At 39.2% G+C, this 16,341-nt stretch carries 15 protein-coding genes; 6 read left to right on the forward strand and 9 right to left on the reverse strand.

The window, feature by feature from the left end:
- Positions 1–10: 10 nt before the first annotated feature.
- On the reverse strand, positions 11–3,226 hold the full coding sequence (locus F968_RS13525) for a LysM peptidoglycan-binding domain-containing protein (RefSeq protein ID WP_004793899.1): 3,216 nt from the start codon (positions 3,224–3,226) through the stop codon (positions 11–13).
- Between the two features lie 232 nt (positions 3,227–3,458).
- Between F968_RS13525 and dnaQ the strand changes: the two genes are divergently transcribed.
- The 3 genes from dnaQ to nudC all read left to right on the forward strand — a co-directional run bounded on the left by dnaQ (position 3,459) and on the right by nudC (position 7,352).
- Positions 3,459–4,835, forward strand: coding sequence for a DNA polymerase III subunit epsilon (gene dnaQ, locus F968_RS13530; RefSeq protein WP_004793900.1), 1,377 nt, complete (start codon positions 3,459–3,461; stop codon positions 4,833–4,835).
- Between the two features lie 130 nt (positions 4,836–4,965).
- On the forward strand, positions 4,966–6,609 hold the full coding sequence (locus F968_RS13535) for a hypothetical protein (RefSeq protein ID WP_004793902.1): 1,644 nt from the start codon (positions 4,966–4,968) through the stop codon (positions 6,607–6,609).
- Entirely contained in the window at positions 6,609–7,352 is a 744-nt protein-coding gene (gene nudC, locus F968_RS13540; protein WP_004793904.1) for an NAD(+) diphosphatase, read from the forward strand. Before F968_RS13535 ends, nudC begins: the two co-directional genes overlap by 1 nt.
- A gap of 28 nt (positions 7,353–7,380) precedes the next feature.
- Here nudC and F968_RS13545 read toward each other — a convergent pair whose 3' ends face one another.
- The 3 genes from F968_RS13545 to F968_RS13555 form a co-directional block, all read right to left on the reverse strand.
- Positions 7,381–8,244, reverse strand: coding sequence for an alpha/beta hydrolase (locus F968_RS13545; protein WP_004793905.1), 864 nt, complete (start codon positions 8,242–8,244; stop codon positions 7,381–7,383).
- 3 nt (positions 8,245–8,247) lie between these two features.
- Complete coding sequence (locus tag F968_RS13550) at positions 8,248–8,955, reverse strand: BON domain-containing protein (RefSeq protein WP_004793906.1); 708 nt, start codon at positions 8,953–8,955, stop codon at positions 8,248–8,250.
- A 77-nt stretch (positions 8,956–9,032) separates the two neighbouring features.
- On the reverse strand, positions 9,033–9,434 hold the full coding sequence (locus F968_RS13555) for a YraN family protein (protein WP_004793907.1): 402 nt from the start codon (positions 9,432–9,434) through the stop codon (positions 9,033–9,035).
- A gap of 209 nt (positions 9,435–9,643) precedes the next feature.
- Between F968_RS13555 and rsmI the strand changes: the two genes are divergently transcribed.
- Positions 9,644–10,480 carry a 16S rRNA (cytidine(1402)-2'-O)-methyltransferase gene (gene rsmI, locus F968_RS13560; RefSeq protein ID WP_004793908.1) on the forward strand — a complete coding sequence of 279 codons (837 nt, stop codon included), beginning with the start codon at positions 9,644–9,646 and terminating at the stop codon, positions 10,478–10,480.
- 130 nt (positions 10,481–10,610) lie between these two features.
- On the opposite strand, the gene F968_RS13565 is transcribed toward rsmI, so the two are convergent.
- Positions 10,611–11,501, reverse strand: a complete 891-nt coding sequence (locus F968_RS13565) for a LysR family transcriptional regulator ArgP (RefSeq protein ID WP_004793910.1) — start codon at positions 11,499–11,501, stop codon at positions 10,611–10,613.
- Positions 11,502–11,606: 105 nt separating this feature from the next.
- Between F968_RS13565 and F968_RS13570 the strand changes: the two genes are divergently transcribed.
- The gene (locus F968_RS13570) at positions 11,607–12,209 is read left to right on the forward strand and encodes a LysE/ArgO family amino acid transporter (RefSeq protein WP_004793913.1); all 603 of its coding nucleotides are present in this window, start codon (positions 11,607–11,609) and stop codon (positions 12,207–12,209) included.
- 56 nt (positions 12,210–12,265) lie between these two features.
- On the opposite strand, the gene F968_RS13575 is transcribed toward F968_RS13570, so the two are convergent.
- Positions 12,266–12,907, reverse strand: a complete 642-nt coding sequence (locus F968_RS13575; protein ID WP_004793915.1) for a cation efflux transmembrane domain-containing protein — start codon at positions 12,905–12,907, stop codon at positions 12,266–12,268.
- Positions 12,908–12,972: 65 nt separating this feature from the next.
- Here F968_RS13575 and F968_RS13580 point away from each other — a divergent pair, with 65 nt between their 5' ends.
- Positions 12,973–13,374 (forward strand): MerR family transcriptional regulator, encoded by a 402-nt coding sequence (locus F968_RS13580; RefSeq protein ID WP_004793916.1) that lies wholly within the window; start codon positions 12,973–12,975, stop codon positions 13,372–13,374.
- A 61-nt stretch (positions 13,375–13,435) separates the two neighbouring features.
- On the opposite strand, the gene F968_RS13585 is transcribed toward F968_RS13580, so the two are convergent.
- From F968_RS13585 to ubiH, 3 genes are all read right to left on the reverse strand, one after another.
- Entirely contained in the window at positions 13,436–13,687 is a 252-nt protein-coding gene (locus tag F968_RS13585) for a hypothetical protein (protein ID WP_004793919.1), read from the reverse strand.
- 207 nt (positions 13,688–13,894) lie between these two features.
- Positions 13,895–15,127 (reverse strand): FAD-dependent monooxygenase, encoded by a 1,233-nt coding sequence (locus F968_RS13590; RefSeq protein WP_004793921.1) that lies wholly within the window; start codon positions 15,125–15,127, stop codon positions 13,895–13,897.
- A complete protein-coding gene (gene ubiH / locus F968_RS13595; protein WP_004793923.1) occupies positions 15,124–16,332 on the reverse strand; it encodes a 2-octaprenyl-6-methoxyphenyl hydroxylase in 1,209 nt (402 codons plus the stop codon). The genes F968_RS13590 and ubiH overlap by 4 nt, the downstream gene beginning before the upstream one ends.
- Positions 16,333–16,341: the final 9 nt, after the last annotated feature.

Below are 16,341 nucleotides of genomic sequence, written 5' to 3' on the forward strand. Positions count from 1 at the left end.
GCTAATTATTTTATAAATTAGGCACTTTAATAACATCACCAATGCGAAGCTGAGTAGAAGGCGTTAAATTATTCAGCTCAGCCAAGAAATTGGTTTCTAAACCATATTTGCTAGCAAGGCCAATTAATGTATCACCACGCTTCACTTTGTATTCCACAACAGTTTTTGGAATCACAATATTCTGGCCGCGCTGTAAATTAGCACTCGCTTTTAATGCGTTCATTTCAGCAAGTTCGCGCACTGAAATGCCTGCACGGCTCGCAATACTATTTAAAGACTCACCAGATTTCACAGTATATCTTTCAGTGTTTTTACCAGCCGCAACTGTTTTAGTTGAAGACTTGGTATCTACTTTAGCTGTTTCTGCTGTAGGTACATCACCTGTTAGCTTTAAACGCTGCCCTACACGAACGCTACTGGTACGTGAAAGACCATTTAATGAAGCAAGGTAGTCCAACTGTAAGTGATAACGGTTAGCAATATTACCTAAGCTATCACCAGATTTGACTGTATACGTTTCTGGCGTTTCTTCTTTGGTATTTTTAGAAGATTTAGTTGGCGCTTCTTCAACCGTACCTGTTAGTTTTAAGCGTTGACCAGCACGCAAACCGGCAGTACGAGACAAACCGTTTAGATCAGCCAAATAACTTGTTTGCAAATTATATTTACTCGCAATCGCATTTAAGCTATCGCCAGACTGTACAACGTATTGTTCTGGAACACTTAAGCCTGCTGGTACTTTTAAAGTTTGACCAAGTTGCACATGGCTATTTGCTTTTAAGTTATTTAACTCGGCTAGCTCAGCTAGACTAATTTTTGATTTAGTTGCAATACTCGATAAAGTATCACCACGTTGTACTTTATAGCCTTCTGTTTTATAAGAAACATTTGCTAATGCTTTCTCAGATTTACTAGAAGCCTTAGTTTCAGCAACTTCATCTACAGAAATATCTTGTGTAGGCACATTAATTTTTTGGCCAGCCATCAAGTTACTGCCCGCAGATAAACCTGGCGTTAATTCAGCAAGTTCTTGATTAGAGAGCGCATAACGATCTGCAATCAACTTAAGGTATTCACCGCGCTTCACAGTATAACTTTTTGTTGCTATACGTTTCGTTGCATTTGACTGAACTGCTTTAGGCTCGGCTTTAGCACTTGAGCGACTATTCTTTGGCTCTTTTAACTGTAGTTTCTGTCCAACAAACAGACCATCTGTCACTGATAAATCGTTATATTCAGCTAACTGTCTTACTGACAAATTAAACTGATTAGCAACACCGCTTAAACTGTCGTTAGCTTCAACCACATATACATCTGGTTTAGCTGTACTTTTAGATGTTGTTTGAGTTTCTTGTGGTTTAGCATCATATAGGTAAAGCGTTGAACCAACATATAACGTCTTTTCAGGGTCAATCTGGTTCCATTTAGCAACATCGCGCCAGTTTACGCCGTTTTTCATTGCAATAACGGCCAACGTATCACCCGGTAAAACCGTATAAGTACTACGCTTACCTTTAGGCTGTACAACCACTACATCTGTATCAGTTTTAATGTAAGGCTTGCCTTTATTGCGCTGTCCATCTTCAGAGTTAGCTACGGTCACGTCTTCAGCTAAAGTTTTTGGATAAGCAAAACCTCTACTGACCTCTTTACCTTGTTGCTCTGCAACTGACTGGCTCGTCTGAATTGCGGTTAACCTAATTTTGCCATCATACGGATCGACAATTTCAGTTCCTTTAGGCGCAATTGCTTTTAATTCAGCAACGACTTGATCTTTTTCAGCTTGAGTTGGTTGTGGCTCTAAAGCTTGCTGAACTGTTTCTTTCTCACCTTCAGCTCGAACTGCCGCTAAAATCTTTTCACGTTCAGAAGCTGAAATTGGTGGTTCCATCTTAACAGGCTTCGTAATGTTAGCTGCATTGGTCACAGCTACAGGAATACGCGGCGCACTTGGTACATCCGCTGATGCTGCAAAGGCAGCTAACGCATCGGAACCACGTGGTGTAGATTTTGAAATCGTTGAAGTATTCTTCACTGGTGAAGAAGGTTTAACTGGCTGAACTTGTGTTGTTGGTGTTGTTCTTGTTGTCACTGTAGTAGAAGGACTAACAGTTGTAGGTGTAGACGGTGAAGTTGCATTTGCCCACCAACCTGAGCTACCACCCGTTTTTTTCCCTTTTAATTTATTATCAATTGAAGGACTTAAATCTGCAGGAATCAAAATACGCATTGGACTCGCAGGGTCTACTGCTTCACCACGATATCCCGGGTTCAATGCATAAAGTTCTGCACGGCTTAACCCTGCTGTAGAAGCAATTTCATTTAACGTTAAAGGTGCTGATAAAGTCACTTCACGGAAATGGGGTCTATTTGCAATAGGCGGTAGTTCTACACCATAAGCCTTTGGATTTTTAATAATTTGAGCAACAGCTAAGAAACGTGGAACATAGTTCATTGTTTCTTGAGGTAATTTTAATGACCAATAATCAGTTGGCAAACCAGCAGCTTGGTTGCGGTTAATCGCCTGCTGAATACGTCCAGGGCCAGCGTTATATGCAGCTAACGCAAGTTCCCAAGAACCAAATTGGTTATAAAGACTTCCTAAAAACTCATAAGCTGCGCGAGTCGATTCAACCACATCTCGGCGCCCATCATACATACCAGTTTGCTTTAAGCCATAAATACGACCAGTACTTGGAATAAACTGCCATAGCCCCGCTGCTGCTGCACTACTTGTTGCAGCTGGGTCATAAGAACTTTCAATTACTGGTAATAATGCAAGTTCTGTCGGTAAGCCACGGCGTTCAGCTTCTTTCACAGTATGGTACAAATAACGACTGGCACGAGCACTCAAGCGATCAAGGTAAGGCTGACGAGAAATAAACCAGCTACGCTGAGCTTCAATACGTGAATCCCAATGATTCAAGTCCATTTTGAAACCAACAGACATACGCTTCCAGACATCACCATGCTTCAAAATAAGCAGACGATCACCTTCTACAGCGCGCATATCGGTTGCTGAAAGTAAGTCTTCCAAAGAGTCAAGACTACTCGCATCTAAATAACCTGCACCACTGACCTGTTTCGATTTTGAGGTTTTTGCAGATTGCGGAGTCGATGAACAGCCTGTTGTAATACCCAACGCAGCTAAAGCAGAGCTAAGTACGGTAATTTTGAACAATGATGCCGCAGATGGCTGCCACACAAATGTGGTTGGTTTATACATAAAAACTTCCAAACAACTCGCGTAATATTTTTTGGGGTTTGGCCACAAACCCTAGGTCTTCGATGCCATTGTAGTAAAGCGTGCAAGATAGACAAGGCAATAATTTGATGTCATTTGCATGGAAATGTTACAAGAAATTAAAAAAACCTTGCTTTGTAACGATGGAACCGAACTTTTTGCGTATACAATACACCATATTCAGTTCTTTTTCTTTTAGTTTAGGTTTCGATTTATGTCTCAAACAATCACACTGTATGTTGATGGTGCATGTCGTGGCAATCCGGGTTTAGGTGGTTGGGGCGCATATGTCATTACCGAGCAGGGTGAGCATAAATTATTTGGCGGTGAACCTGAGACAACTAATAACCGCATGGAGCTTACTGCTGCGATTGAAGGCGTTTCATTTTGCCCACCCGATGCTCACTTAATTATCTGGACAGATTCAAATTATGTGAAGCAAGGCATTACTGAATGGATTCATAGCTGGAAAAAGAAAAACTGGAAAGATGTTAAAAATCCTGACCTTTGGCAAAAATTAGATGCTGTATGTGCAGGTAGAAATATTGAGTGGAACTGGATTAAAGGCCATGCTGGACATGCAGGCAACGAAATGGCCGATGAGCTTGCAAATATCGGAGCCGATCAAACCGCACTTCAAAAAAAAACAGTTCAAGCGACTGCCCTGCAAGATATAAAAAAGCCTGAAGAGGATTGGTTGCTTGATGACCCTTTTGGGTTTGATATGGCAGAAGTAGCCGAAGAAGATAATATTGATCTTGAACAGCCCGAAGAAGTTGAGATGATTATTGTGGAAGAAGAAGTTATTGAAGTTGAAGCTGCTGAGCCAGAAAGTAAGCAACCCGTTAATAATATTCATCCTCAAATTGTTGTGACTGAAGCCAAATTACAATTACAAGGGCCTCGACAACTGATTCTCGATACGGAAACCACTGGTTTTTATTTCCAAGATGGCGACCGAATTATTGAAGTGGGCGCTATTGAAATGATTAACCGGAAACTCACCGGTAGCTCAATTCATATTTATATTAACCCGCAAAAACCAGTGGGCGACTCAGAAAATATCCATGGTATCAGTGATAATTTCTTAAAAGATAAACCGCTCTATGCAGAAATTGCCGATACGCTTTTTGATTATCTAAAAGGCGCAGAGATTATTGCCCACAACGCAACCTTCGATATGAACTTCCTTGATATGGAGTTTAGACGTGCTGGCCTTCCCGCACTTTCTGAAGTATGTGAAGTAACAGATACATTAGCTTTAGCAAAAAGCAAACATCCAGGACAAAAAAACTCGCTTGATGCCCTTGTAAGACGTTATGAAATTCCGGCACGTGACCGTACTTTCCACGGCGCATTACTCGATGCTGAAATTCTTTCAGACGTTTACCTAGCAATGACAGGTGGACAGGTTTCTTTTGATATAGATGCCCTATCCCAAAGTGAAAATAGCCAGAACACAACAAATAAAACTAGGATTCAAATTGACTTACCAGTTATTTACCCTTCTGAAGAAGAGTTAAATACACATGAGACTTGGGTCAAAGAATTTGAGAAAAAACATGGAGAACCTTGCCTTTTTGCAAAATAAATTTTTGATTCTTTAGCGTTTTTAGCTTTTCCCCTTTGTAAGTTAAGTTATATTAGTCACATAGATTTTTAGCTCAAATTACCGAGCACTACGAATATAACAATTGATTTTTTTTCAAAGGGGAACGTTTATGTCTGAGCATACTTCGATTCATTTCGATCCAACAGCTTTACTCATCATCAAACATGAAATTGATCGCTCAATAAAACTGGTTGAAGGTGCAGTAAGCACTTTAATTGAAGAACAAACGCTCCCTTTTGGTATTGATGATGCATTAGAACAATTTAAGCAATGCACTCAAGTCTTACGTTTAATTGATATCCCCTATCTTGCAAAAATCACTCAATATTCAACTGAGCTGATGCAAAAAATTATTGCGAAACCAACGCAAATTAATACCGATGATGTCGTTGCGCTGAGTGAAGGCACGACCATGGTAAAACGATATATTGAGTTTATCTGCTTGCGTGAATTACAAGTCCCTCAGTTTCTTCTTAATACCTTAAATAATTTAGAATTAGCTTTAAATAAACCACTAACATCTTCTGGACAAGCGATTGCTCCGTTACTTGCAAATGCTTCACTTGAACTTCCACTTCCAGAAGTATTCATTAATGAAAAAACTCAGTTTATCCATCAACTCTATAAGCTATCTCTACATCATTTTTTAAATAAAACAGAAGCTACTCATCATTATCAAGCTTTTAAACTTATTAGTACCTATTTGGTCAGCATGGCAAAACACCAGCCAAGCCAACAATACTGGCAACTCGTAAATTATGCTTTCGACCATATTGATAACCTACTTTTAAATGATTCACGGTTACGTGTACTCATTAATATTGAAAGTTATATTGGTCAATTCTTAGCAACGCCAGAAACTTTCAAGCCTGATTTGCCTGCACTTGCAGATATTTTAAGTATTGTCATTGCTCAAGAAGATGAAGTTGCTCACCATATTCGCAACCAACTTCATATAGGCGATGAAACACCGACAGACACGCAACTACTGGTTTTAAGCCGTCATCTTTTTGGTCCTGACTTCGATACCATGCACGCAGTTAGCCAATTAATTTTGAGCGAGATGAACAAAGTGCGTAATGACATTGAATATAACTATCAAAATATGTCGACTGAAAAAGCACAACAATTGCAAACGAGTCTTTTACAGCTCGCTTATACATTCAAACTACTTAACCTTGATGAAGCCTCAGTTGAGCTTTCTCAACAAGCTAACAGTTTAAGTCAGCTCAATCTGTTAAGTAATGAAAACTACGCACAGCAGCTTATGGACAGTATTTTATCTGCCATGAACTCAATTGGTATTTTGGTCCGCCAATATACGTCTAGTCGCTTACAACTTAACGTGAATAATACGAATATTTCTTTAGATCGCCTTGATGAAGCACATCAAGCCTTACTCACCGAGACAAAAAATTTAATTGATTTTATTTGTCAGAGTCTTACCTTATATGCAAATGATTCAACACAGAATATTGAAGCAATTGCAGGTTCACTAAAAGAGCTAGCAGGTGCGGCCGAGTTTCTAGGAAGTACCATTCAACAAAATGCTTTACTTCAAACTGCTCAATTTGTTCAACAACAACTTGAACAAAACCAGCCGTTTAATACAGATCAAATTCACTGTATTTTTAACGTATTAGCGGGCCTTGACATGTTGGTTGACAATTTAAAAAATAAACAACCTGTTCTACAATCCATGTTTAATGTAGCATTGTCGAGTAGTCAACAACTTCAAGAAAAGGCAGCTTAATGTCTGAATTATCACTTGCTTATATTTTTCATCATCAACAATTACTGGTTGACCAAAACCTTCAACTACCCAAAGTCGAAAAGTTAGCAAGTGATTTACTTTTTACTCATGATGAGCAGGTCATTGCACGTGATTTGCTTGCTGAGGAAACTATCCCCGAAGGCTTACAACTGGTTCCCATTCGTCAACTCATTACAAGTTGGTCGAAAGAACAGTTCTTACAAGCAAGCCGAGCTGTACAGTTACTTGAATGGCGACGCAATCATAAGTTTTGTAGCCACTGCGGACACCCGACAGAAGTTCATCCAACCGAATATGCAATGGTGTGCCCTTCTTGTCGTTATCACCAATACCCTCGTGTAAACCCGTGCATTATTACTGTCATTACTCGAGGCGATGATGAAATCTTGCTAGCGAAGTCAGTCCACAACAAAACCAACATGTATGGTTTGATTGCAGGTTTTGTTGAGGTCGGTGAAACGCTTGAAGAAGCGGTACAACGCGAAGCTTTTGAAGAAGTAGGCCTAAGACTCAAAAATGTTCAATATATGTCAAGTCAGCCTTGGCCTTTCCCTAGTAACCTTATGGTAGCTTTTCGGGCAGAATATGAGTCGGGTGAAATTAAGCTTCAAGAAGAAGAAATTGCAGATGCACAATTCTTCAAAATTGATCAATTACCTGAGATTCCATTTAAGGGAAGTATTGCTCACTCAATGATTATGCAGATTACCCAAGCAGGGTAATCTGCCGTGTTTTAAACGAGACTCTCGTTTAAAACACTTCTTCAAGAAAATGTAAGATCGTTCTTTTCGTTCTGAAATAATGACTAATAAAACTAGAAAGGCTGGCCAAAATTGTAATATGCCCAGTTTTAGGAATCACGGCAATATGGCTGTGATTTCCCTTTTCTCTAAGTGCTGAATCCATATCTAAAGTATTGTGCTTTTTCACAATCTGATCATTTTCAGCCATCAAAAGGTAATGTTTAATATTATTTTGATTGACGAAATAATATGGCATAACTTCTTTATAAGAGATAGCTTGATCAAAAGCATCTTCGGCCAGTGGGTCACCCTTATAGTCAAAATGATAAGGTCCAGCTAAACCAATTATTGCCTTAATTTTCCCTAGACACTCAATTTTAGTTGAATCAGGATGATAAACAGCGGACATGACATTAAATGCACCTGCAGAATGCCCCATAAGTACAATATTTTCTGTAGAGATTTCTAGCTTGTCTTGGTTTTGATGCAAATAATTCAATGCCTGAGTCAGGTCATCAACAAAACTTGGAAAAATATTCTTAGGAGCTAACTGATAGTTAATAACAGCAACGTCATAGCCTTCTTTGGCAAAGGTCTCACCAATAAAGAGATAATCTCGTTTATTACCATGTTGCCACGCCCCTCCATGCACAAAGACGATAAGAGGCTGGTGGGAAAGCTTTTTAACAGATCGGTAAACATCCAAACGGTGGCGAGGCTTTAGGCCATAACGAACATTTGGAACCTGTTCAAAACCATCTTTTGGCGTAAAACGGTTTAAAGCAAAACTCCCCAAATCATACAGGCGGAAATCTTTATAGAAAGTTCGCGCCTGTTCAATTTTGCTTTGTACTTGTTCAATCAGATTCATATATTACTGTGCAGTCGAAGCAGGATCTGTTTGGTCAGGATCAATTGCAACAGGTGTTTGAACTGTTGGTTGAGCAATGACGTTATTAATAATTGGTGTAGTCGTTGCGCTACCAGTACTTGCTGCTGGAGCTGGCGCCAAATCGACATTATCAATTAAAGTGACAATTTTGGTAACGTTACCAACGTTTTGTAAGACGCTATTTAAATCGTTAATTTCAGCTGTATTTAAACGGCCCATTACATAAAGTACACCGTCTTCGGTATGTACAAGTACCTTACTATCAGAAACCACAGGTGCCTTCATTAAAAGAGCACGTGTATTTGCTGTTACACCCGCATCTTGCATGATGGTGTTATAGCTAACTTTATTACCCACCGTAATATAGTTATGTACAGCTTTCACATCACTCATGGCTTTAAGATTGTCTTCTGCTAATTGTTTCAAGTACGGGTCTGGCACTTGGCCAGTTAATAAAACTGTACTGTGGAAGCTTTCAATATTAATACGTGACTGCTTGAAACGTTGATCAAGTTTATAAATGTTGATATTTGCTGTACGTTTAATTGAAGAGTCAATGAATACTTGGCCTAGACTGCGGACACCGCTATCTGTGCCCACTGGAGCTGTGCCTGTTCCACCAGAAATAAAACTTGCGCAACCTGATAAACTTGCGACACAAAGCATTGTTACAGCAATACGGTTTAACACTCCACCAGACTCCTATCAATTTCTTGGCTTGATCATAAAGCATCAGACTTAAATTTGCTCAAAAGAGTAATGAACTCTTAATCCAAAGTAAATGCATTTTCGATCCATTGCAGATCATAATGGAATTTTGAAAAGTCATGCTGTACTGTTTTTGCAATTTTCTGTGGAAAATCAAAACAAATCACATCAAAACGACAATAAAAATCCTGATAAGATGGATAGCGCTGTAAAAAACGCATCGCAGTTTTGATAATTTTCTTCTGTTTTGTCCACGTTACCATTTCACAAGCTTGTCCATAGTTTCCTATAGTGCGTGCTTTTACTTCAACAAAAACTAACTCTTGCCCTCTTTTGACGATTAAATCCACTTCGCCACGGCGTGAATGGTAATTACTTGTGACCCATACATAGTTTTGTGCTTGTAAAAGGCTTAAAGCAGTTTGCTCTGCCCATTTACCCAACTGCTGTGCTAATAACATTTTTATTTCTCCCCAATGAAAAGCATCTCTACATGTTTTTATGCGTAAATTATTTTCTTAAAATTATCTGCCCCATCAGATCTGAATTGAACAAATGAAAATCAGATCATTTTCGAAAAGCTTAAGCTAACAGACATTGTTCACGCCCAAATCATAATTTCGGGTAAACTACCCGATTAAAATTGTTTATCTGTACGGAGTAAAACCAAATGAGTGCTCAGTTATTTGTTGTAGCCACCCCTATCGGGCACTTAGATGACATGACTTTCCGTGCAATTGATATTTTAAAATCAGTTTCTATTGTTGCTGCCGAAGATACTCGTCAATCAGCACAATTATTTAAGCACTATAATATATCGACTCAACTTACTGCATGTCATGATCACAATGAGAGCAATAAAATTGAGCAATTAGTTCAAAAATTACTTGCGGGCGATAGTATTGCTTTAATTAGTGACGCAGGTACACCGCTCATCAGTGATCCTGGCTTTAAATTAGTCCGTGCTGCTCAAGAGCATGGCATTAAAGTTGTTCCTGTGCCTGGTGCATGTGCTGCTATTGCTGCCTTAAGTGCGGTAGGTTTGCCAAGTGACCGTTTTAGCTTTGAAGGATTTTTACCATCTAGAGCTTCGCAACGTATTTCTCAATTAGAAAAACTTAAGAATGAAACCCAGACCTTAATTTTCTATGAAGCACCTCATCGTATTTTAGAGTCTATTAAAGATATGGCTCAGGTATTTGGTGAAGACCGTCCTGTAGGGTTTGCTCGTGAAATTACCAAAACCTTTGAAACCATCAAAAAAATGACTTTAAAAGATTTGGTCAACTTTATTGAAAATGACCACAATCAAGAAAAAGGTGAAATTGTAGTGATCGTGGGTGGTGCAGCTGCAAAAACAGATCTAGAACAAGAAAAACTAGATGAACTTTTAAAACGTTTACTTCAAGATTTGTCTGTTAAAGCGGCATCTCAACTTGCTGCCGATTTAACAGGAATTAAGAAAAAAGTCGCTTATCAACGTGCGCTCGAGTTAACACAATCTTAATTTTTAATTAGGTATGGTGATGACACAGGATATTTGTCATCACCATCTGTTAATTTTGCATAATTAATCTTATAGACAAAATTACTTCAAAATCAGAACAAACTTTCTGGCTTTTTAAAACACCTAATCGCTATCTCAATATATATTTCGCTGACTGAACAATCGTTTCAGTCAGTGCATCAAGTTGCTTCGACTGCCTTTTCCAGTGATGCCAATATAATGGGATGTCGAGTTCAGCTTCAGGTATAACGTCTACTAAAGTTCCATTGGTTAATAAAGATTGCACCTGAAGCTCGGGTACCATGCCATATCCCAAACCTAATTGGATTGCTTTCACAAACGCATCTGTCGCAGGAATAAAACTATAAGGATAGCTCTGCAAAGGCAAACCATAATATTTCAGTAATACTTCTGAATGCATAAGATCTTTATGGTTAAAAATTACAGCTGGTGCATTTCTTAAAGTTTCTCGGTTTACGCCATGTTTAAACCAGTCAGCTGCAAATTCAGCAGAAGCCAACATTTTATAACGCATTTTCCCAAGTGGTTGAGCTAAACAGCCTGGCATGACTTGCTCTTCTGCCGAAATACATGCGTTGACTTGCCCTGTTTCTAATAAAGTGTGCGTATGCGATTGATCATCAATTTTTAGTTCTAAGACTATTTTTTCTTTAAAAAGGGTTTGCTGAATGCTCGGTAAAAGCCAAGTTGCTAACGAATCTGCATTGGACGCTAGAGCAATTTTATAGAATTCCGATTCAGATGATTTGCCCATCAAACCTTGTAATAAGTTTTGCTCCATTAATCTCGTATGACGTAAATGTTGCAATAACGTTTGTCCCGCTTGTGTGAGTACACATGGACGCCCACGGATAATTAAAATTTGGCCTAAATACTTTTCTAAAGCTTGCACGCGTAAAGACACTGCCGACGGCGTAATATATAAATACTCACCTGCTGCATCAAAACTTCCCACTTCTGCGACTGCAAGAAAGGCTTCACACTGTTTGCTATCTAACATATCAAACCTAAATTTTTTTTAGCCAAACCTAAATATTCTTAATTTTACTTATTTCTTAAGAAAAAGTCAGATAATTCTCACATCTGATTTTTTCACCTTATTGTTATGTTCTCTCTTAGTATATTTTTTAAAGGTTTCGGTATTGGTAGCGGGCTTATTGTAGCAATTGGAGCACAAAATGCTTTTGTTCTAAAACAAGGTCTTAAACAGCAATATGTATTTTGGCTATGTTTAATCTGTGCACTTTCCGACTCAATTCTAATCGCGTTTGGTGTATTAGGTTTTGCCGAAATTATGACAGCATCACCCATCTTAATTACGGTCGCAAAATATTTAGGGGCAACGTTCTTATTGGTTTACGGTGCGAAAGCATTCTATGCTGCCTTAAAAACCACCCAAAGTATGGAGCTTGATAGCAGCCAGAAACAGACTTTAACTCAAGCACTAGTGACCTGTCTCGCCTTTACTTGGCTTAATCCACATGTCTATTTAGATACCATTGTTCTGATTGGTTCAGTTGCAACTCAACTAGAAGACAAAATTAGTTTTGCTTTGGGCAGCATTGTTGCCTCTTGGATTTTCTTTTTCAGTTTAGGTTATGGCGCAAGGTTGTTAAAACCATTATTTATCAATCCTAAAGCATGGAAAATCTTAGATTTCATTATTGGTTGTGTTATGTGGAGTATCGCAATATCACTACTCATCTAACGCATTCACACAGTAAAAAGTACCATGTCTGAATGGTACTTTTTATGCAATCAAAATTAAGCTTCTGAACCCAACATTACCTTTGACTGTTTTCTTTCTTGCTGTGACTGCTTTATAACAGCATAACCAGAAGACACACCTAAGTAAGCAATTACAAAAGCAACAAATAAATCTGGAAATATGCTACCTGTTCCAAATACACCAACGGCCGCTAAAATCACCGCAATATTGGCAATAGAATCGTTTCTGCTACACAACCAAACAGAACGCATATTGGCATCTCCATCACGGTACGCATAGAGCATAAGCGCGACTGAAACGTTAGCAATTAAAGCCATCACGCCAATTGCTCCCATCACCATAGGTTCGGGTGGAACACCATGAAAATATGACCAAACCACTTTTGCAATAACAAAAACACCGAAAGCGGCCATCGTTATTCCTTTAAGTAATGCAGCTGTTGCACGCCAATATAAACTCATCGAAAGCACAACTAAAGATAATGCATAATTTGCTGCATCTCCGGCAAAATCTAATGCATCAGCCCATAGTGAAACAGATTGAGCCTTATAACCGCCCAATATTTCTACTACAAACATCAACGCATTGATCACGAGTGCGATCCATAACGCTTTTCTAAAACGTGGACTCACTTTCTTTGAAGGAGAACATGTTGAAGCACAACCACATCCAGCCATTTTATTTCCTCAAGAACTCTTTTATAGTAATTAAAAACCCTTGAGTAGCTCCAGAGTCAAGCCTTATGAGTCTTTCTATTGGTCAATTATCAAAAAAAGCGGATGTTCCAATTGATACGATCCGTTATTACGAAAAAGTAGGTGTACTTGATCGTATCCAACGTTCAGAAAATAATTATCGTGTTTATACCGAGCAGACTCTCAACGACCTATTGTTTATTAAGCATTGCCGCGAATTAGATATTTCACTCAGTGATATTAAAACGTTAAAAGAAATGAAAGCTGAGCCTAAACAGGCATGTACGAAAATTGATAATTTAGTAGATAAATACTTAAATGAAGTATCAGAAAAAATTGAACGATTATTACTTTTAAAAGAATCTTTAATTGATTTAAAACAGCACTGCTCTACCAATCGAACAGTGGATGAGTGTGGAATTTTAAAAGAACTGCAAAGCTCGCCTTAAACCTATTTTGATAAGTTCATACAAATAAAAAAGCACCACTCATGTGATGCTTTTTTTAAGATTAATGGTCGCTATGTTCATCAGGAGGAACTTCGGTAATTCTACCACCTCGAGCTAAAAATGCGGCAACTTCATCTTCCAACGCTTGGCGCTGTTTCTGTTTAGCAGTTACAGTCAGCGTTTCTGCCTCGGCAAGGTCAGTATCACTCATACTGCCTGCTTCTTCATCAGCTGCACCGCTTTCGGCTGCTTTCGCTTCATCTTCATCTACAGCAGAATCTTCTGCATCTTCATAATCATTGATATCTGACATTTCACACTCCCCACAATGATTTTTATTGCATCATCGCTATGGTTCCAAGACCTCAGAAATTTAGCAATCTCTTTGCATTTAGCAAAGAGCCAATTTGGTCAATTCCGTATCTTTTTTAACCAAATTGGTAATGATATATAAATGATTGTTCAAAAAATATCTACTGGTATTTAATTCATTCAGTAGAGTATAGACCCAGTAAATATTTTAAGGCCTATAGCGGGTACTTTGTAAAGCCCCTAACCCATTTGCTTGTTGCATAAATCGGTCTTTTAAAACCGGAGTCAGCTCAACTTGCTTAAGCCCCATATTGCGAGCCCAAACGACTGGAAATAGCTCACTGCTTTCAAGCCAACCAATTGCTGACATGCTATGCATCATTGCATCATTCTGACCTTTACGGCGATGTTCATAGCGCAATAAAGTTTGCTCATGTGCCCATACACCACGCTTTAAATCATGAAGCAACACATCACACAGTACTGCCGCATCGAGACAGCCAATATTTACCCCTTGTCCAGCAAGTGGATGAATTACATGTGCTGCATCACCAATCAAAGTTAAGCCTGCTTTAACATATTGTTTTGCTGCACGAGCTTTGAGCGGAAATTGTGCTCTTGAACGAACCTCTAACACCTCACCCAACATGTGTTGGCTTTCTTGAGTTAAAAGCTGCATAAAGGCGGTATCGTTTAAAGCCGAATATTCATCGGCGTAATCATCTGGTAGTGTCCAGACAATTGATTGCCAGTATCCATTTTCAGTTTCTTCAAGACTTGCCATTGGTAAATATGCCAATGGTCCCGTAGGTAAGAAAATTTGGCGGGCAACATAATGATGGGGCTTTGCTGTTCTAATTGCACAGCTAATAGCTGCTTGTTTGTAATCTAGTACATCAAGGTCAATAAAAGCCTGTTCACGTACAAATGAATTTGCACCATCTGCACCAATAAGCAGTCTAGTTTTAAGCGTAGTACCGTCTGCTAATTGAATATGCCAACATCCAACACCTTGCTCAATACGCGTCACACGCACTTGAGTACGGTAATCTGTAAGCTGCTGCAACATTTTTTGCTGAATAGCAACGTTCAGTACACTGGGTTCCACCATTGAACCCAAGGCTTGCTCAGCTAAAGGCTGACGTGCAGAGTCTTGACCAAAATTAATTTCACCATAGCCATTAATATTCCAGACCTGCATGCCTGTATAAGGCATTTGACGTGCAAGATCATCCCAAACATTTACGGTTTTAAGCAAATGAATGGTCGCTTGGCTAAGTGCTAAAACACGTGGATTCATTACGCTTAATGTTTTCTCAACATCAAGCACAGGAGCCGCATCAAGCACAGTGGGTTGTACGCCACCTTGCGCAAGTAATAAAGCAGTTAAACCACCAACCAATCCACCACCAACAATGACGACATCCAACACTTCACTCATGCTTTTAACCCCATTGCATAGTTAGCCACCAATGGTTTTACACCTGGGATAACATCAAACGCAATTAATCCTGTATTACGAATTAATTTTAATAATGGATTTTGGTTACTAAAACCACGAACTACAGTGTCACAGAACTTAATCACGCGCTGCTGATCTGATAAACGAGCTTGCTCATAGGCAAGTAAGTTATCAGGGTTACCTAAATCATCAGAAGTGGTTAATTGGTTCACTAAATAACGTACTAAAACATCGGCATCACGTAGGCATAAATTAAAACCTTGCCCTGCAACCGGATGAATTGTATGCGCTGCATTACCCATTAGAATAACGCGACCAACAGCTTGTTTATGTGCAAGCACTTGCGAAAGTGGATAGCTAAAACGTTTACCCGTTTTTTCAAATTTACCTGCTCGGTCACCATAGGTTTGTTGTAAAGCACTTAAGAAATGCTGGTCATTTTCATCACCCAACCATTCATTTTCAGTGCCTTTTTTCACAGGCCATACCACTGAGCGGCGGTACTCACCCGGTAAAGGTAATAAGGCTAAAGGACCTAATGCGCTAAACCGTTCAAAACCTACCTGTTCATGTGGTTTGGATGTCTGAACCGTAGTCACAATTGCAACCTGATCATAATCGTGAACATCAACACCTACCCCAATTGCCTGACGACAAAAAGAATCACGTCCATCAGCCGCAATTAATAATTTTGACTCAAGTTTTAAGGTTTCCTCACCACGCAAAGCTTCAATATGTACTTGTTCGGCATCTTGAGTTAAAGCCGTAACCTGTACACCATCAATGAGCTCAATCAAAGGTTGTTGGCGCACTTGAGTTAATAACACACGACCAAGCCAAGCATTTTCAATTACCTGACCAAAGCTTTCGACTTTCTCTTGTTCTGCAATTAAACGTGCTTTACCAAAACTGCCTTGCTCAGTAATGTGGACTTGCAAAATTGGGGTCGCATGTTGCTGTAATGCATCCCATAACCCCAGCTTCTGATAAATCTGTACGCTACGACGCGATAAAGCCGTATTACGCGCATCAAAACTCGAATGGTAAGGAGCAACATTTTGATCATCATAGTTTGGATATTTCACAGCTTCTAATAGCTTTACCGCAATATTAGCCTTCGCGAGCATGAGTGAAAGGCTCAAACCCACCATTCCCCCACCTACAATAATCACTTGTTGTTGCATCGAGTTTTG

Origin of the sequence: Acinetobacter sp. NIPH 817 (assembly GCF_000368405.1) — a bacterium.
GTDB lineage: Bacteria > Pseudomonadota > Gammaproteobacteria > Pseudomonadales > Moraxellaceae > Acinetobacter.